Genomic DNA, 18,000 nt, shown 5'->3' on the forward strand with positions numbered 1-18,000 from the left:
CCTGCGCAACGACCGGCGGTCAACTGTACCAGTTTGCAATATTCGCGCTGTGGCGGCTTTGTATCAGGTTCGATACGTGCGCTGTGGATAACTTCGCCTGACAAAACGACGCCCCCGGCACTGCCGCGCCGGGAGCGTTCAACAGGGAAGAGCCAGGCACGCAAGCGTACCCAGCCGCACCGCTAACCGAAGGGCAGGCGCGGCACGGCGCCAGTCGCCGAGGCGTCTGACGCGTCGCCATATTAGAAAGCGCGAGGCGCGCGGTCTTGTCTGCCTTGTATCGGCSGTGATGCTTGGTAGGGGATGCGRCTCAACCCGTCACCGGCTTGCCGGGTGCGCCCGGCGTACCCAGCAGCGCCTTGAGATTGGCCAGCCGGTCCTTGGGGCTCATGGCCGGGGTCTCGTCGACGGGAGCCGGCGCTTCTTCGAGTTTCATTTCGGCGATGAAGCGCGAGGGTTCGCAGGAGTAGGTGTCCCGGGCGCGTTTGCGCTTCTTGCACCAGCTGATCTGGAGGCTGCGCTGGGCGCGGGTGATGCCAACGTACATCAGCCGGCGCTCTTCCTCGATCTTCTCGTCGCTCATGTCTTCGTCCTCGCGCGCGTGGGGCAGGATGCCCTCCTCCACGCCCACCAGGAACACGTGCGGATATTCGAGGCCCTTGGACGCGTGGAGCGTGGAGAGCCGCACCGCGTCCGGGTCTTCCTCGCGGCCTTCGAGCATGCTCATCAGCGCCACGGTCTGTGTCAGTTCGAGCAGGTTCTTGCCTTCGTCGCCAAAGCCGTCGGCGTTGTCGAAGCCGGTGGCCTCGCCCTCCCCGGCCTCGGGTTCCGGGCGCGTGCCCTTGCGCTTGAGCCAGTCGAGGAATTCAAGCGTATTGGTCCAGCGCGACTGGGCCTGGCGCTCGTCGAAGGTATCGTACAAGTACGATTCATAGTGGATGCCGGCCATCATGTCGTCGAGCAGCACGGTGGCCGGATCGGTCTTGGCGCGGTCCGCCAGGCGCACCATCGACTCGCAGAACACGCGCARCGGCTCCAGCTGGCGCGGCTGGAGCTTGCCTTCGATGCCGCCCATCATGGCGGCCTCGAACAGCGACACCTTGGCCTGCCCCGCGAACGTGCCGAGCGCCTCCAGCGTGGTGTTGCCCACGCCGCGCTTGGGCGTGGTGATGGCGCGGATGAACGCGGGATCGTCGTCCGGATTGGCGATCAGCCGCAGGTAGGCGCAGATGTCCTTGATCTCCGCCTTGTCGAAGAAGCTCTGGCCGCCGGACAGCACGTACGGAATCCGCTCGCGCCGCAGGATCTGCTCGAACAGCCGCGCCTGATGGTTACCGCGATACAGGATGGCGTAGTCGCGGAACTGCGCGCGGCGCTCGAACTTGTGGGCGGACAGGCGGAACACCACGGACTCGGCCTCGTGCTCCTCGTCGTTCATCGGATGGATGGCGATGGGGTCGCCCATGCCGTGCTCCGACCACAGCTTCTTGTCGAACAGCTTGGGATTGTTGGCGATGACCGCGTTGGCCGCCTCCAGGATGCGCACCGTCGAGCGGTAGTTCTGTTCGAGCTTGACGACCTTGAGGTCCGGGAAATCGGTCTGCAGGCCGCGCAGGTTGTCCAGCGTGGCGCCGCGCCAGCCGTAGATGGCCTGGTCGTCGTCGCCCACGGCCGTGAACGCCGGCGCGCGCAGGTGCGAGCCGCCGGCCAGCAGCTTGAGCAGCGCGTACTGGCAGGCGTTGGTGTCCTGGTATTCGTCGACGAGGAAGTAGCGCAGGCGGTTCTGCCATTTCAGGCGCACGGCCTCGTCGCGCGCGAACAGCTCGGCGGGCAGGCGGATCAGGTCGTCGAAATCCACCGCCTGGTAGGCGTGCAGCGTGGCCACGTAATTGCGGTAGACCATGGCGGCCTGGTGCTCGTCGGCATTGGCGGCCTGGGCCAGCGCGGTCTCCGGATCGATCATGCCGTTCTTCCACAGCGAGATCGTGCCCTGCACGCTACGGATCAGCTTCTTGTCCGTGGTGGCGAGCTGCTCCTGCACCAGTCCGAAGCAGTCGTCCGAATCCATGATCGAGAACTGCGGCTTCAGGCCGACGTGCTCCGCCTCCATCCGCAAAATCTGCACGCCGAGCGAGTGGAAGGTACAGACGGTGAGCTGCTTGAGCGGAATCCGCTTGCCCTCGCGCGTGGTCTTGCCCTCCATCAGCTTGCCGATGCGCTCCTGCATCTCTTTCGCCGCCTTGTTCGTGAAGGTGACGGCGGCGATGTGACGCGGCTCGAAGCCCTTGTCCTCGATCAGGTGGGCGATCTTTTGCGTGATGACGCGCGTCTTGCCGGACCCGGCGCCCGCGAGGACGAGGCAGGGCCCGTCCAGATAGCGAACGGCTTCGGATTGGGCGGCGTTGAGTCCGTGGGTCATAGGTGGGCGGGTGCCGGATGGCGCACGCTTGGCGGGCGCGCGAAAGGCGTCGATGTTAACACGCAGGGTGGCCTGCGCCGGTGCCTGATGACGGACATCAAGGACGCGAGTGCTACCAGTGTTTCATCGCGGTAACACTTCGTAAAAGTGACGTCCGAGGGGACAYCSGGGGCATGGAGATTGCCTCATACGGTYATGCGGGACCGGCGGCGACGCCGTCCTGATGACAAATTCGGCAYATTCGGAGGCGATCATGAAAACAATGCGAACCCTGGCGAAAATCACGCTGATCGGTGTCACGCTGGCGGCCTTTGGCGGCTGCGCGGACATGAGCCCCAAGACCCGCAACACCGCCATTGGCGCGGGCGTTGGCGCGCTCGGCGGCGCTGCGCTGACCAACGGCAGCGCGCTCGGCACGGTGGGTGGCGCGGCGGTGGGTGGCGTGGTGGGTAACGTCGTCACGAAGGATCGTTGATCCGGCGCGGGTAGTCCTTACCTCAGGCGGCAGGAATTACAGCCAGCCCCCTCCCCGGCGCCTAGCAAGGTGGCGTCGGCGCCGCGTTGACAAAGGTCAACCCGTCCCGTACATTCACGCGCATCCAACCGGGAGAGCGCGCAGCCATTGCGCCGCCGAAGGGGTATCACCCGAAAACTCTCAGGCACCACGGACCGGTCGGATCGGCATGCAACATGCACACGATGCATGCCGCACTCTGGAGAGCGACACCCGCCCGTGCCAACGCATGGCGAGCGTGTCCACCGAAGGGGCGCGCGATGCGGCAAGCTGCATCGTAATCTCTCAGGTATCGAGGACAGAGGGGTCATCCGCCGCGGCGGATTGGTGGCATTGCCATCGATCCCCACGGCGGATGACCCTTTTTTCGTTTTCGCTGCCGTATTCGCTCCAGAGGATTTCCCATGACGCTCCAGGCCACGCCCCTTAACGCCATCCACCGCTCGCTCGGTGCCCGCATGGTCGATTTCGGCGGCTGGGACATGCCGGTCAACTACGGCTCCCAGATCGAGGAACACAACGCGGTGCGCGGCGATGCCGGCATGTTCGATGTCTCGCACATGTGCGTGGTGGACCTGTCCGGCCCCAACACGCGCGCCTTCCTGCGCGGCCTGCTGGCCAACAATGTCGACAAGCTCCAGACCCCGGGCAAGGCCCTCTACGCGTGCATGCTCGACGAAAAGGGCGGCGTCATCGACGACCTGATCGTCTATTTCTTCGCCGAAGACCGCTTCCGCCTGGTGGTGAACGCCAGCACGGCGCTGGGCGACATCGAATGGATCACGGCCCGCAACGCGGCCACCGGCAGCGGCGTGACGATCACCCCGCGCCGGGGCGACGTGGCGCCGGCCGGCGTGGGCAAGCTGGCGATCATCGCCGTGCAGGGCCCGAACGCGCGCGCCAAGGTGCATGAGGCCTTCCCGTCGACCCAGCCGGCCGACGCACTCAAGCCGTTCAACGCRGTGGTGGTGCGGGACCCGATGGTCGGCGAGCTGATGGTGGCCCGCACCGGCTACACCGGCGAGGACGGCTTCGAGCTGGTGGTGGAGGCCGAGAACGTGGCCGGCATCTGGGAAAAGCTGCAGTCCGTAGGCGTGCGCCCGGCCGGACTGGGCGCGCGTGACACGCTGCGCCTGGAAGCCGGCATGAACCTGTACGGCCAGGACATGGACATCCACACCTCGCCGCTCGACGCCGGCCTGGCCTGGACCGTCGACCTGCAGAGCGAGCGCGATTTCATCGGCAAGTCGGCGCTGCTGGCAGCCGGACAACATAAGACATTTGCCGGCCTGATCCTGCGCGACAAGGGCGGTGTGCTGCGTGCGCACCAGAAGGTGATCACCCCCGCCGGCGACGGCGAGATCACGAGCGGCACCTTCAGCCCGTCCCTCTCCCAATCCATTGCCTTTGCCCGGCTGCCGCAGGGCGTTGTGCCCGGCACCGAGGTCCAGGTCGAGATTCGTGACCGCAAACTGACCGCGACTGTGGTTAAACTGCCGTTTGTGCGCAATGGCAAGGCACTCGTGAGCTGAGGCATCCGCCCGGCTGACACCAACGGTCGCCATCACGCCTGCCCGGCTGGCCCCGGCAGGCGAACCGAAACAAGACAAACACTGCATTCCCGGAGAATCCGTCATGAATTTCCCTGCTGACCTGAAGTACACCGAATCGCACGAATGGGTGCGCGTTGAAGCCGACGGCACGCTGACGATCGGCATTACCGACCACGCGCAGGACGCGCTGGGCGACATCGTCTTCCTGGAACTGCCCGAAGTGGGCAAGTCGGTCGGCGCCGGCGACGCGCTGGCCGTGGTGGAGTCCGTGAAGGCCGCTTCCGACATCTACGCCCCGGTGGCCGGCGAAGTCATCGCCGTGAACGAGGCCGCCAGCGCCGCGCCGGAATCCGTCAACGCCAACGCCTTCGACGCGTGGCTGTTCAAGCTGAAGCCGGCCAATGGCGACGATGTGAACGGCCTGATGAACGTCGACGCCTACAAGGCCAGCGTCGGCGCCTGACGCGCTGCACCAGCCGTCTCCCGAGCCAGGAGACGGCGCCCGAGATGCCCGCGCGGCGGCCAGGCTGACCACCTGCCGCCCCGCCCCACGAGACACTTGCCATGAACGCCCCTCTTCCCATGAACGCCGCCCAAGGTAGCCGGCCCACGCTGGCCGAACTGGAGGCGCGCGACGCCTTCGCCGCCCGTCATATCGGCCCGGATGCCGCCGAACAGCAACACATGCTCAAGGTGCTCGGCTACGAGACGCGCGCCGCGCTGATCGACGCCGTGGTGCCCGCCGCCATCCGCCGCCGCGACGGCATGCCGCTCGGCGAATTCACCGAGCCGCTGACCGAGGAAGCCGCGCTGGCCAAGCTGCGCGGGCTGGCGAACCAGAACCGCGTGCTCAAGAGCTTCATCGGGCAGGGTTACTACAACACGCTCACGCCGGGCGTCATCCTTCGCAATATCTTCGAGAATCCGGCCTGGTACACGGCCTACACGCCGTACCAGCCCGAGATCTCGCAGGGCCGCCTGGAGGCGATGCTGAACTTCCAGCAGATGGTCACGGACCTGACCGGGCTGGACATCGCCAATGCGTCGATGCTGGACGAAGGCACCGCTGCCGCCGAGGCGATGACGCTGCTCCAGCGCGTGAACAAGCACGCCTCGAACACGTTCTACGTGGCGGACGACGTGCTGCCGCAGACGCTGGAAGTGGTACGCACGCGCGCGCTGCCGCTGGGCATCGAGGTCAAGGTCGGCCCCGCCGCCGAGGCCGCCGGCGCCCATGCCTTCGGCGTGCTGCTGCAATACCCGGGCGTGAACGGCGATGTGGCCGACTACCGTGCCATCGCCGATGCCGTGCACGCCGCTGGCGGGCTGGTGGTGGCGGCGGCGGACCTGCTGGCGCTGACGCTGATCGTCGCGCCGGGCGAATGGGGCGCCGACGTGGCCGTGGGCAACTCGCAGCGCTTTGGCGTGCCGCTCGGCTTCGGCGGCCCGCACGCCGGCTACATGGCCGTGAAGGACGAATTCAAGCGCTCGATGCCGGGCCGTCTGGTGGGCGTGACCATCGACGCGCAGGGCAACAAGGCGTACCGGTTGGCGCTGCAGACGCGCGAGCAGCACATCCGCCGCGAGAAGGCCACGTCGAACATCTGTACCGCGCAGGTGCTGCTGGCCGTGATGGCGTCGATGTACGCCGTGTACCACGGGCCGCAGGGCCTCCAGCGCATTGCCCAGCGCGTGCACCGCCTGACCGCCACGCTGGCTGCCGGCCTGAAGGCGATGGGCGTGACCCCGGTCAACGCCACGTTCTTCGACACCCTGACGCTGGACACCGGCTTCAACACCGAGGCGATCCACGCCGCCGCCACCGCGCGCGGCATCAACCTGCGCCATATCGGCGCCACCCGCGTGGGCATCTCGCTGGACGAGACCGCCTCGCGCGAGGACGTGGTCGCGCTGTGGGAGATCTTCGCGCACGGCAAGCCGGTGCCGGCCTTCGATGCGACCGAGGCCGCCGTCGGCGATGGTTTCCCGGCCGCGCTGGCCCGCCAGAGCGCCTACCTGACGCACCCGGTCTTCAACACGCACCACGCCGAGCACGAGATGCTGCGCTACCTGCGCTCGCTGGCGGACAAGGACCTCGCGCTGGATCGCACCATGATCCCGCTCGGCTCCTGCACCATGAAGCTCAACGCCACCAGCGAGATGATTCCGGTGACGTGGCCCGAGTTCAGCAAGGTCCACCCGTTCGCCCCGCTCGACCAGACCGTGGGCTATCGCGAGATGATCGACCAGCTCGAAGCCATGCTCTGCGCCGCCACCGGCTACGCCGCGGTGAGCCTGCAGCCGAACGCGGGCTCGCAGGGCGAGTACGCCGGCCTGCTGATCATCCAGAAGTACCACGCCAGCCGCGGCGAAGCCCATCGCGACATCTGCCTGATTCCCTCGTCCGCGCACGGCACCAACCCGGCGTCGGCCCAGATGGCCGGCATGAAGGTGGTGGTGGTGGCGTGTGACGCCGACGGCAACGTCGACCTGCAGGATCTGGCGAAGAAGGCCGAGCAGCACAGCCAGAACCTCGCCGCAATCATGATCACCTACCCGTCCACGCACGGCGTGTTCGAGCAGGGCGTGCAGCAGATCTGCGAGATCGTGCACCAGCACGGCGGCCAGGTGTACGTGGATGGCGCCAACATGAACGCGATGGTCGGCACCGCCGCGCCGGGCCAGTTCGGCGGCGATGTCTCGCACCTGAACCTGCACAAGACCTTCTGCATTCCGCACGGCGGTGGCGGCCCCGGCGTGGGCCCCGTGGCCGTGGGCGCACACCTGGCGGACTTCCTGCCGAACCAGGACAGCGTGGGCTATCGCCGCGACGACAACGGCATCGGCGGCGTCTCGGCCGCGCCGTTCGGCTCGGCCAGCATCCTGCCGATTTCGTGGATGTACGTCGCGATGATGGGCTCGGCCGGCCTGACCGCCGCCACCGAGAACGCCATCCTGGCCGCCAACTATGTGGCGCGCCGGCTCTCGCCGCACTTCCCGGTGCTCTACGCCGGCCAGCACGGTCTGGTGGCGCACGAGTGCATCCTGGACCTGCGCCCGCTGCAGAAGGCCACCGGCATCAGCAACGAGGACGTGGCCAAGCGCCTGATGGACTACGGCTTCCACGCCCCGACCATGAGCTTCCCGGTGCCGGGCACRCTGATGATCGAGCCGACCGAGAGCGAGGCGCTGCACGAGCTGGACCGCTTCATCGACGCCATGATCGCCATCCGTGGCGAGATCGCGCGCGTGGAGGACGGCAGCTTTGACCGCGACGACAACCCGCTGCGCCACGCGCCGCACACCGCCGCCGTGATCACCGCCAATGAGTGGACCCACGCGTACACGCGTGAGGAAGCGGCCTACCCCATTGCCTCGCTGCGCACGCAGAAGTACTGGCCGCCGGTGGGCCGGGCGGACAACGTGTACGGCGACCGCAACCTGTTCTGCGCCTGCGTACCGATGAGCGAGTACGCGCAGGACTAAGGCGCCGTGTCTGGCGGCGTCCGGCCTGCCCGGACGCCGCTGGCGCGCTTTGCGCCTCCCGCCCCGGCCCCCCGGGCCGGCGTGCAGCACACCATCCCTAGCGGAGGTCTAGTCCATGTGGAATCTGAGCGCCCCCTGGTGGGAATTCGTGCTGCGCGGGCTGATCGTCTACGCCGCGCTGCTGTTCCTGATGCGCGTGTCGGGCAAGCGCCAGATCGGCCAGTTGTCGCCGTTGGATCTGGTGCTGCTACTGATCATCTCGAACGCGGTGCAGAACGCCATGAACGGCGGCGACAACTCCGTCACCGCCGGGCTGATCCTGGCCGCCACGCTGTTCGGCGCCGACGTGCTGGTGGGCTACGGCACCTGGCGCAGCCGCCGCCTGGAGGCGCTGGTGGAAGGCCGGCCCGAGATCATCATTCACCAGGGCGAGATCTTCCAGGATGTGATGCGCCGGGAGCGCATCACACCGCGCGAGCTGCAGAAGGCGCTACGCCGCAACGGTTGCGCGCGTGTGGAAGACGTGCATTTCGCTATTCTTGAGACAGACGGCACGATTAGCGTGATCCAGAAGGAAAAGTCCGAGGACGGGCACGCAAGGCCCGCCATCGACGCCATGTGGCGCGAGCCCGGCCGGCCCGATGCCGATATGTCGCTCTGACCCGACACCCGACCACTTTCCCGACGGCCTCCCCGCCCCTGCGCCCTGCGCGCCGCCCCCTACCGGAGTTCCCCGTGGCTGTCAGCGTTTTCGATCTGTTCAAGGTAGGTATCGGGCCGTCCAGCTCGCATACCGTGGGGCCGATGCGTGCGGCCCTGATGTTYGCGCACGGGCTCGAGCGGGACGGCCTGCTGCCCCAGGTGGGCAGCGTGCGCGTGGAGCTATACGGCTCGCTCGGCGCCACCGGCAAGGGCCACGGCACCGACAAGGGCGTGATSCTGGGGCTGATGGGCGATGCGCCCGACACCGTCGACCCCGAAACCATCGAGTCCCGCCTCGCCACGCTACGCGCCCAGCGCAAACTGGCCCTGCTCGGCACGCACGAGGTGCCGTTCGTCGAGCGCGAGCACATCGTGTTCTACCGGCGCGAGGCCATGGCCGAGCATCCCAACGGCATGAARTTCCACGCCTTCGACGCGGAGGGCACGCCGCTGCGCGAGGCRCGCTACCTGTCCGTGGGCGGCGGCTTCGTSGTCACSGCCGGCGCGCCGAACACCCAGATCCTGGCGGCCGAGCGGCAGTTGCCGCACCCGTTCCGGAGCGGCCGGGCGATGCTGGAGATGGCGCACGCGAGCGGCAAGTCCATCGCCCGGCTCATGATGGAGAACGAACTGACCTGGCGGCCCGAGCAGGAAGTGACCGATGGCCTGCTTCATATCTGGGACGTGATGCAGCAATCCGTGGCGCGCGGCTGCCGCACCGATGGCGAGCTGCCGGGGCCGTTCAAGGTACGGCGGCGCGCGCCCGAGTTGTACCGGGGACTGACGCTGCACGCGGAGCGGGCGCTGTCCGATCCGCTCTCCGTGATGGACTGGGTCAACCTCTACGCCATCGCCGTCAACGAGGAAAACGCCGCCGGCGGGCGCGTCGTCACGGCGCCGACCAACGGCGCGGCCGGCATCATCCCGTCCGTGCTGCACTACTACGACCGCTTCATCCCCGGCGCCAACCGCGCSGGCGTGGTCGATTTCCTGCTCACGGCGGGCGCCATCGGCCTGCTCTACAAGCTCAACGCCTCGATCTCGGGCGCCGAAGTCGGCTGCCAGGGCGAAGTCGGCGTGGCCTGCTCGATGGCCGCCGGCGCGCTGGCGGCGGTGCTCGGGGGCACGCCGGAGCAGGTCGAGAACGCGGCCGAGATCGGCATGGAGCACAACCTCGGCCTGACCTGCGACCCGGTCGGCGGCCTGGTCCAGATCCCGTGCATCGAACGCAACGCCATGGCATCCGTCAAGGCGGTGAACGCCGCCCGCATGGCCCTGCGCGGCGATGGCACCCACTATGTTTCGCTCGATTCGGTCATCAAGACCATGCGCGAAACCGGCGCCGACATGAAGACCAAGTACAAGGAGACGGCGCGCGGCGGGTTGGCGGTGAATATCGTGGAATGTTGAGCAGGCGCCGGCGTATCATGGCGGCACCCCCGGTTTGCCAAGAAGAAAACGGCCATGCAGACCTTCCATCAGCTGTTCGACGAGACTTCGTCCACCTTCACCTACCTGCTGATCGACGCCGAGACGCGTGAGGCGTTGCTGATCGATCCGGTGGACCGGCAGTACGCGCGTGACCTGGCGCTGCTGGGCGAGACTGGCGCGCGGCTGGTCTGGATTGTCGAGACCCACGCGCACGCCGACCACATCACCTCCGCCGGGCAACTCGCCCTGCAGACTGGCGCCAACACCGCCGCGCCGTCCGGCTGCGACATCAAGCCTGCGCTGAAACAACTGATCGACGGTGACACCGTCAGCTTCGGCAAGCAGGTGCTTCGCGCGATCCACACCCCCGGCCACACCGCCGGCAGCATGAGCTACCTCTGGGAGGAAGCCACGCCGGACGGCGTGGTGCGCCGCATCTTCACCGGCGATGCGCTGCTGATCGACGGCTGCGGSCGCACCGATTTCCAGTCCGGCGACGCCGGCACGCTGTTCGACAGCCTCACCGAGAAGCTCTTCCGCCTGCCCGACGACACGCTGGTCTACCCCGCCCACGACTACAAGGGCCACACCCAGTCGACCATCGGCCATGAGCGCGCCCACAACAGCCGCGTGGCGGGGCGCTCGCGCGACGAGTTCATCGTCATGATGCGCAACCTCAACCTGCCCCGCCCCAAGCTGATCGATATCGCCGTGCCGGCGAACCAGCGCCTGGGGCTCGTGACCGGGCGAGATGGGGAAAGCGTGCCGCACGGCATCTGATTTTTCGTTCTTCTACTACCCGGAGTGACCAGCATGGCCGAGCACAGTGCCGAGATCGCGTGGGAGCGCGGCGATCAGGATTTCGTGAGCAACCGCTACAGCCGCAAGCATGTGCTGCGGTTCGACGGCGGCGCGGAAGTGCCGGGCTCGGCGTCGCCACACGTGGTGCCGCCGCCGATGTCCGATGCCAGCGCGGTGGATCCCGAGGAAATGCTGATCGCGTCGATTTCGGCCTGCCACATGCTGTGGTTCCTGGCGCTGGCCGCCAAGCAGCGCTTYGTGGTCGATCGCTATGTGGACAAGTCCGTGGGCACGCTGGCCAAGACCGCCGAAGGCCGCATGGCGGTGACCGTGGTGACGCTGCGTCCCGACGTTACGTTCTCGGGCGAGCGCCTGCCGACCCGCGCCGACATCGATCAGCTGCACCACGCCGCGCACGACGCCTGCTTCATCGCCAATTCGGTGAAATCCGAGATCCGATGCGAGCCGGTGTATCCGACCTGACCCCTGCAAACGCCTAATACGCGGCACGAAGGAATTCATTTGACTTCGCCCCCTGCGCTGCAATACTGAGACCGCACACGCGGGCACATGGCCCCGCCGGAGGAGGTACATCATGCATCACAGCAAGCGATGGGGGATGGTGCTCGGCGCGGCAATCGCGTTGGCCGCAGCCGGCGTGCAGGCACAGTCGAAACCGGTGGCTTATCCGGCCAAGGGCCAGTCCGCGCAGCAGCAATCCAAGGATGACGGGGAGTGCTACAGCTGGGCCAAACAACAAACCGGCATAGACCCCGCAGTGGTGGCCCAGGCCCCGCCGCCCCAGCAGGCCCAGGGCGGCCAGCGCGTGCAAGGCGCGGCGCGCGGGGCAGCGGGCGGCGCCGTGATTGGCGCAGTTGCGGGCGATGCCGGCAAGGGTGCGGCGGCCGGAGCCGCCGTCGGGACCATGGCGGGCGGCTCGCGGAACCGGCAGGAACGCCGTAACGTGCAGGCGGCGAACGAACAGAACGCCGCGAGCCAGCAACAGGCGATGGGCAGCTACTACCAGGCGTGGAAGGCTTGCATGGGWGGCAAGGGCTATACCGTTCAATAAGCGGTGCAGTCACCCCGGCCCGCCGTCGGCGTCAGGCCTCCCACCGCTCGCAGGTACGCCGCACCGTCTCGCGCAGGCTGTGCGCATCGGCATCGACGGTGCGCACCCAGTGCGCGTCGTTGTCACGGCTCGAAGCCAGCGCGCGGATATTYTCKAGCGCCTTSAGCGASCCSAGCGCCTCCGCGTGCGGCACCAGCGCGTCGCAAATCGACAAAATATGATCCGAGATCGGCATCCGCGTCAGTTCGTTCGGATGCACGTACTCGCCCTCCAGCCCGAAGCGGCACGCCTGGAAGCGGTTGAAGGTGTACACCAGGTAGTCGTCTTCCTGCGGCATGAACGGCCGTGACAGCAGCAGGTAGCGCGCCAGCGCCTGGATGTACGCCGCGATGTCGCAGGCGCGCTCCACGGTCAGCGGGGTGTCCATCACGCGCACCTCGATCGTGCCGAACTCCGGCTTGGGACGGATATCCCAATAGAAGTCCTTCATGCTCTCGATCACGCCCGTGTTGCGCATCTTGTTGAAGTAGGCGGTGAAGGCGTCCCACGTCAGCACATGCGGTGCGCGGCCGCTCATCGGGAAGGCCGCCACCGAGTTCAGGCGCGCCGAGGCAAAGCCGGTATCCACCCCCTGCACGTACGGCGACGACGCCGCCAGCGCGATGAAGTGCGGCACGTAGCGGCCGATGGCGTGGAGCAGGAACAGCGACTCGTCCGCGCTCGGGCAGCCGATATGGACGTGCTGGCCGAACACCGTGAACTGCTTGGCGAGATAGCCATACAGCTCGGAAATGTACTGGTAGCGCGGCGAATCGGAGATGGTCCGGTCCGACCACTGCTGGAACGGATGGGTGCCGCCGCCGCAGATGCCCAGGTTCAGCGAGCGGGAGGCGCGCGTCATCAGGTCGCGCATGACCGTCAGCTCCTCCAGCGCCTGCGCGTAGTCGCGGCAGATGCCGGTGCTGATCTCGATCATCGACGGACTGATCTCGGGCTTGATGTCGCCCGCGTGCTGGGCGCCCTTGACCGCACGCAGCAGGTCCGGCGCGAAGGGCGCGAGGTCGTAGTCATGACGGTTCACAAGCTGGAGTTCCAGCTCCACGCCGAACGTCAGCGCCTCGGAATGCTTGAACGGTTCGAGCGACATCAGCGCCCTCCTCCATTGTCACGCGCCTCGCCAGCATAGCGCAGCGCCCAGGACGCGATGACCGGCCCCAGCAGCTGTTCGATGGCCAGCGCACACAGGATGATCGATGCCAGCGGTCCGCCGGTGCTCGGGTACAGGCGCGCCACGTCGTTCATCAGCAGGTAGGCCAGCCCCGACATCGGCGCCAGCGCCAGCCCCAGCGCCATGCACTGGCGCAGGCTCAACCCCGAGAACGAACCGAGCGACACCACGCCGGCCAGCTTCGCCACATGGCGCATCACCACCAGGGCCACGGCCAGCGTGCCGCCGACTACCCAGTCGTGCGCCGTCAGCGGCAGGCCCAGCGACACTACCATCACGATGATCAGCAGGCTCCCGGCGCTGCCGAAGTGCGCTGGCCACACGTGCGGCTGGCGGTCCTGGTGCTTGAAGACCACGCCGGCCAGCATCAGCGTCAGCGGCATGGACAATTTTAGGACGCGCGTCAGCGCCAGCGTGAACAGGACCAGCCCCACCAGCACCAGGAAGCTGTAGTGATCGTCCGCGGACATGCGCGCGTACAGCGCGTGCCCGAGCTTGCCGACCACCCACGCCAGCAGGCACGAGCCCACCAGCAGGTAGAGCGGATGCAGCAGCGCCGCGCCAATATTGCCGTATTCGGAATGGAGCCAACCCGTGGCCACCTGGACGATGGCCGCCGCGTAGATGCTGTTCAGCGCCGCCATGGCCATCAGCCGTTCCGTGACCTGCCCCTCGGCGCGCAACTCGTTCTTGAGCTGGAGCACGATGGTGGGCGAGGTGCTGACCGCGATGCCGCCGGCCAGGATCGCCACGCCCGGCGACGCCCCGAGCCACTGGAGCACCGTGGAGACCAGCCCCCAGGTCAGCAGGCTCTCGGCCGCGCTGGTAAACAATAGCCAGCGGTTGGCGCGCAGCCACGACAGCGACAGCCGGTGCCCGAGTTCGAACAGGGCCAGGGCCAGCGCCATGTCGATCAGCACCCGCGTCTGCAGGATCATGTTGTCGTCGACGATGCTGCGGCCGAGCATGCCGGCGAACAGCCCCACCACCGCGTAGCCGACGATGCGCGGCAGGCCCAGCCAGCGGCGGCAAACCTCTCCGGCCAGGCCCGCGCCYACCAGCGCGAGACCCACCCAGAACAGGCCGCCCGGTGCCAGCGGCAGGGTCGGGAAAAGTTGGCTCAATCCGTTCATGGCCGACATGGTAACGGAAGCACTTGGGTTGCAGTGTCGGGCTTTGTCCGACCCTACGTGGAAGACGCCGGCAACTTACAGCAAATTCCAATAAAAAACGCCATCGTCGTCGATGGCGTTTTGTAGGTCTTTCAAGAATCAGAATCGGGGACGGTTTTCCGGACCTGTTTCAGCGCCCGGCGCCCCCGCGAGCCGTTCCGAAGTTACACGCCCCACACCTTCCACTTCGGACGGGTGGCCTTCAGGCCGGCCTCGGCCTTGGCGTACAGCGGACGGGTGCGGCCCTTGTCCGCGCCGAGCGTGCGGGCGCGCTCGAACCAGCCCAGCGCCGTCTCGCGCTGGCCCATGCCCAGCGCCGCCAGCACGGCGTGCAGCCACGTTTCGGCGTCCCAGTCGGCACGGGCGGCAAAGGCGAGCTGGAAGTCGGTCAGCGCTTCCGGAAACTGCTCCATCTCCGTCAGCAGCCGGGCTCGCTGGGCGCGGGGCGCGGCCTGGTCGGCCGGATCGCCCTCGGTCAGCGACACCGCCCGCTCGAACAACGGCAGCGCGCGGGCCGGCTCGGCCAGTTCGTGCCAGATCTGGCCGAAGTGATTGAACAGCCACGCGTCCTCCACCAGCAAGGAGCGGCGTTGCAGGGCTTCGAGCTCSCCCAGGGCGTCGATCTTGTCGTGCTCGTCCATCGCTGCCATGCCCGCCTGCAGCAACGCCGCATAGTGGGCGCGCGCGTGCGCCATGGCGTGGGCGCCGGCGGTGCGGGCCTCCACGGGCAGCGCGTCCAGCCGGGCGTCCATATGGGTGATGGCAGCGCGGGCGGACTCGGTGGCATCGCGCCCGCCCAGCGCGCGCCAGGCGGCCACGAGCCGGCTGAACGCCCACGTGACATCGGCCGGATTGCGCTCCACCGGGTAGCGGTTCAGCACCTCGCCGGCCAGCTCCACCACCTGCTTGTGCTGGCCCGCCGACGCGTGAGCGTCGAGCAGGTCGATCCAATGGTCGATGAAATCGCTCGCGGCCATGCCCTTGCGGTGCAGCGCCACCTTTTCCTCGACATGGACGGCATCGGCCGGCAGCAGGCGCGCCGTCAGCCGGCACAGCAGCGAGTACAGGTGCGGRTCGGCGTTGCCGCCGTGGCCGTCGGCATCGCCCTCGCCTGTGGAAAAGTAGGCTTCGAAGCGCTCCAGCCCCTTGCGGCAGGTGGCCTCGAGCATCGGCTTCAGGGTCGCCTCGGACGCCGGCACCTCGTCGATGAAGGCCCCCAGCGCCGTGGCGGCGTGGAAGTAGGCGGCGCCGTCGTCGGCATCGGCGGTCATCGCGAAACCCTGCCACGCCGGSGGCGTACCCGGCGCTGCGTCGGCAGATTGATAGCGCCAGGTCAGGTCGCGTACCTGCGCCTGCGGGTCGGGCCGCTGGCGCAGGTAGGTGGCCAGGTCGTCCAGCGCACCGGCGCGGTCGCTGCCCAGCCGCAGCGGGGCGCGCAGGCGGCGCGCCTCGGGGTGATCGGGGTGCTCGGCCAGCACGCGCTCGGCCTCCATGCCCGCCATGGCGTCGCCGGCTTCCGGCGTCAGGTCGAGCAATTCGGGGGAATCGAGCGCGATGCGGGCCAGGCAGATGCGCATCAGCGGCTCGCCAAGCTGGCTGGCGGCGTCGGCGCGGTCTACGTAGTCCTGCACTAGCGGCAGGATGTCGGCGGCGCCCAGGTCCGGCGCGCGATACAGCAGATCGTGCCAGTAGCGGCCCGCGCGGGCGAAATCGTTGAGCCGGAAGGCGACAAAGCCGGCGTAGAAATGCGCGGCCCACTCGCCCGAGGCCAGCCCGTTGCGGCGCGCGGCCTCGTGTAGCCAGGGCAGCGCCTCGGCGTCCTGTCCCTGGCGCATCAGCAGCGTGCCGTAGAGATGGGCGAGCGCGCCGCGCGACGCCCAGCGGTGCACCGGTGCCAGCGACAGCTCGGGCAGACGGGCCATGGCGGCTTCCAGCGCAGCCAGCGCGCCGGGCACATCGTCCTGGTCCGCATGCAGTTGCGCCTGCAGCGCGGCRTAGTCGACCACCTCGGGATGGGCCTCGCAAAGCTGGTCGGCGATCTGTAGCGCCTCGGCGTGGCGCCCGGCGTTGGCTAGCGCAATCGCGTGCTCATAACTGACTTCCTGCACGGACGGCTCCTATGGAAAAAGTATGCAAAAGCGCGATTATGCGCCAACGCCGAGAAAGACCATGGGAAGAACAGCGTGGGAAACCCATCCGCTTTGGCATAAAAAACGCCACCCCGGGGGGGTGGCGTCAGTCCGGCAGACGCGCCGGCCGGAGGAAAGCCAGCCGGCGGCCTTGTGTCTTGCGCAGTCAGGGCTTACTTGCCGCCGACCGTTTCCAGCACGGTCCACTTGCCGTCCGCGACCTTGTAGACGGTGATGCCGCCGTCCTTCAGGTCACCGCGGGCGTCATAGGCCAGCGTCTTGGTGGTCACGCCCTGCATGTTGGTGGCGGCCAGCACTGGAAGGTAACGCGCCGGGTCGGCCGAGCCGGCCTTGATCATCGCCGTCATCATGGCGGTGGCGCCGTCATAGGCGTACGGCGAGTAGGTCTGCACCTTGCTGCCGAAGCGCTTTTCGTACTTCTTCTCGTACGCGGAGCCGCCGGGCATCTGGTCCAGCGGCAGGCCGGCCAGCGACACCACCGTGCCATCGGCAGCCGGGCCAGCCAGCTTCAGGAAGTTGTCGGTCTTCGACATTTCGCCCGACACCAGGGGTGCCTTCAGGCCCAGTTCCTTGACCTGCTTGGCCATCGGGGCCGATTGGGTCTCGGCGCCGCCGTAGAAGATCACGTCCGGGTTGCTGCGCTTCAGGTTGGTCAGCACGGCCTTGAAGTCCACCGCCTTGTCGTTGGTGAACTCGCGGCGCACGATCTTGCCGCCAGCGGCCTTGGCGGCCTTCTCGAACTCGTCAGCCAGACCCTGGCCGTAGGCGGTGCGGTCATCGACGATGGCGATGTTCTTGGCCCCCAGCTTCTTCACCACGAAGGCGCCGATCACCGAACCCTGCTGGGTGTCGGACGTCATCATGCGGAACGTGGTCTTGAAGCCCTGGCGCGTGTACTCCGGAGCCGTGGCCATGGCGATCTGGGGAATACCGGCGCGGTTGTAGACCATCGACGCCGGGATGCTGGTGCCCGAGTTGAAGTGGCCGAGCATGCCCTGGATGCCGGAGTCCACCAGCTTCTGGGCGACCACGGAACCCGTCTTGGGATCTGCCTGGTCATCTTCGGAGACCAGCACGAACTTGACATCCTTGCCGCCGATCTTCGGCTTGGTGGCGTTCATGTCCTCGATGGCGAGGACYACGCCGTTCTGCATGTCCTTGCCGTACTGCGCCTGGCCGCCGGTCATCGGGGCGGCGAAGCCCAGCTTGATTTCCTGCGCCTGTGCGAAGGCAGCCTGCGCGGCGGTCAGGCCTGCAACGGCCATGGCAACGGTCATGGCCGTTTTTTGGAATGTCGAGCTCATCAGTTCTCCTTGGGTCCCATTGGGTGCTTAGGGTGCCGTGTTGTAGCTGCGCGGCCGGCCTCCGGCGCGCATCACGGACCGGCGTTGGCAGCACCGCTCCGTTCCTCGGTTGCGCGGCGGGGTCGGGATCGCCGGCCCCCACCGCACGCATCGACAACCGATCAACTA

At 67.6% G+C, this 18,000-nt stretch carries 14 protein-coding genes and 2 riboswitches; of the genes, 9 read left to right on the forward strand and 5 right to left on the reverse strand.

Annotated features, from left to right (window positions below):
- Window positions 1-310: 310 nt before the first annotated feature.
- Entirely contained in the window at window positions 311-2,419 is a 2,109-nt protein-coding gene (locus tag AB4Z27_RS17030; protein ID WP_092300276.1) for a UvrD-helicase domain-containing protein, read from the reverse strand.
- Between the two features lie 253 nt (window positions 2,420-2,672).
- On the opposite strand from AB4Z27_RS17030, the gene AB4Z27_RS17035 reads away from it, so the two are divergent.
- From AB4Z27_RS17035 to AB4Z27_RS17075, 9 genes are all read left to right on the forward strand, one after another.
- A complete protein-coding gene (locus AB4Z27_RS17035; protein ID WP_092300425.1) occupies window positions 2,673-2,894 on the forward strand; it encodes a glycine zipper 2TM domain-containing protein in 222 nt (73 codons plus the stop codon).
- 119 nt (window positions 2,895-3,013) lie between these two features.
- Window positions 3,014-3,101: riboswitch (glycine riboswitch) on the forward strand.
- A gap of 21 nt (window positions 3,102-3,122) precedes the next feature.
- Window positions 3,123-3,245, forward strand: a riboswitch (glycine riboswitch).
- A gap of 92 nt (window positions 3,246-3,337) precedes the next feature.
- Window positions 3,338-4,465, forward strand: a complete 1,128-nt coding sequence (gcvT, locus tag AB4Z27_RS17040) for a glycine cleavage system aminomethyltransferase GcvT (RefSeq protein ID WP_092300279.1) — start codon at window positions 3,338-3,340, stop codon at window positions 4,463-4,465.
- Between the two features lie 103 nt (window positions 4,466-4,568).
- Entirely contained in the window at window positions 4,569-4,949 is a 381-nt protein-coding gene (gene gcvH / locus AB4Z27_RS17045) for a glycine cleavage system protein GcvH (protein WP_092300282.1), read from the forward strand.
- A gap of 101 nt (window positions 4,950-5,050) precedes the next feature.
- Window positions 5,051-7,972, forward strand: a complete 2,922-nt coding sequence (gene gcvP, locus AB4Z27_RS17050) for an aminomethyl-transferring glycine dehydrogenase (RefSeq protein WP_441593518.1) — start codon at window positions 5,051-5,053, stop codon at window positions 7,970-7,972.
- Between the two features lie 115 nt (window positions 7,973-8,087).
- Window positions 8,088-8,633 (forward strand): DUF421 domain-containing protein, encoded by a 546-nt coding sequence (locus AB4Z27_RS17055; RefSeq protein ID WP_092300288.1) that lies wholly within the window; start codon window positions 8,088-8,090, stop codon window positions 8,631-8,633.
- 74 nt (window positions 8,634-8,707) lie between these two features.
- The gene (locus AB4Z27_RS17060; RefSeq protein WP_441644871.1) at window positions 8,708-10,084 is read left to right on the forward strand and encodes an L-serine ammonia-lyase; all 1,377 of its coding nucleotides are present in this window, start codon (window positions 8,708-8,710) and stop codon (window positions 10,082-10,084) included.
- A 54-nt stretch (window positions 10,085-10,138) separates the two neighbouring features.
- A complete protein-coding gene (locus AB4Z27_RS17065; RefSeq protein WP_092300294.1) occupies window positions 10,139-10,885 on the forward strand; it encodes an MBL fold metallo-hydrolase in 747 nt (248 codons plus the stop codon).
- A 33-nt stretch (window positions 10,886-10,918) separates the two neighbouring features.
- Window positions 10,919-11,389, forward strand: coding sequence for an OsmC family protein (locus AB4Z27_RS17070; RefSeq protein WP_092300297.1), 471 nt, complete (start codon window positions 10,919-10,921; stop codon window positions 11,387-11,389).
- A 112-nt stretch (window positions 11,390-11,501) separates the two neighbouring features.
- Window positions 11,502-11,978 (forward strand): glycine zipper family protein, encoded by a 477-nt coding sequence (locus AB4Z27_RS17075; protein ID WP_369823529.1) that lies wholly within the window; start codon window positions 11,502-11,504, stop codon window positions 11,976-11,978.
- Window positions 11,979-12,009: 31 nt separating this feature from the next.
- On the opposite strand, the gene AB4Z27_RS17080 is transcribed toward AB4Z27_RS17075, so the two are convergent.
- The 4 genes from AB4Z27_RS17080 to AB4Z27_RS17095 form a co-directional block, all read right to left on the reverse strand.
- On the reverse strand, window positions 12,010-13,125 hold the full coding sequence (locus tag AB4Z27_RS17080) for a YbdK family carboxylate-amine ligase (protein ID WP_092300303.1): 1,116 nt from the start codon (window positions 13,123-13,125) through the stop codon (window positions 12,010-12,012).
- Window positions 13,125-14,348, reverse strand: a complete 1,224-nt coding sequence (locus tag AB4Z27_RS17085) for a cation:proton antiporter (RefSeq protein ID WP_177220002.1) — start codon at window positions 14,346-14,348, stop codon at window positions 13,125-13,127. Before AB4Z27_RS17085 ends, AB4Z27_RS17080 begins: the two co-directional genes overlap by 1 nt.
- A 194-nt stretch (window positions 14,349-14,542) precedes the next feature.
- Window positions 14,543-16,486, reverse strand: coding sequence for a hypothetical protein (locus tag AB4Z27_RS17090; RefSeq protein WP_092300306.1), 1,944 nt, complete (start codon window positions 16,484-16,486; stop codon window positions 14,543-14,545).
- Between the two features lie 194 nt (window positions 16,487-16,680).
- On the reverse strand, window positions 16,681-17,832 hold the full coding sequence (locus AB4Z27_RS17095; protein WP_092300309.1) for a branched-chain amino acid ABC transporter substrate-binding protein: 1,152 nt from the start codon (window positions 17,830-17,832) through the stop codon (window positions 16,681-16,683).
- Window positions 17,833-18,000: the final 168 nt, after the last annotated feature.

The organism is Cupriavidus sp. KB_39, from assembly GCF_052114485.1.
Taxonomy (GTDB): Bacteria; Pseudomonadota; Gammaproteobacteria; order Burkholderiales; family Burkholderiaceae; genus Cupriavidus.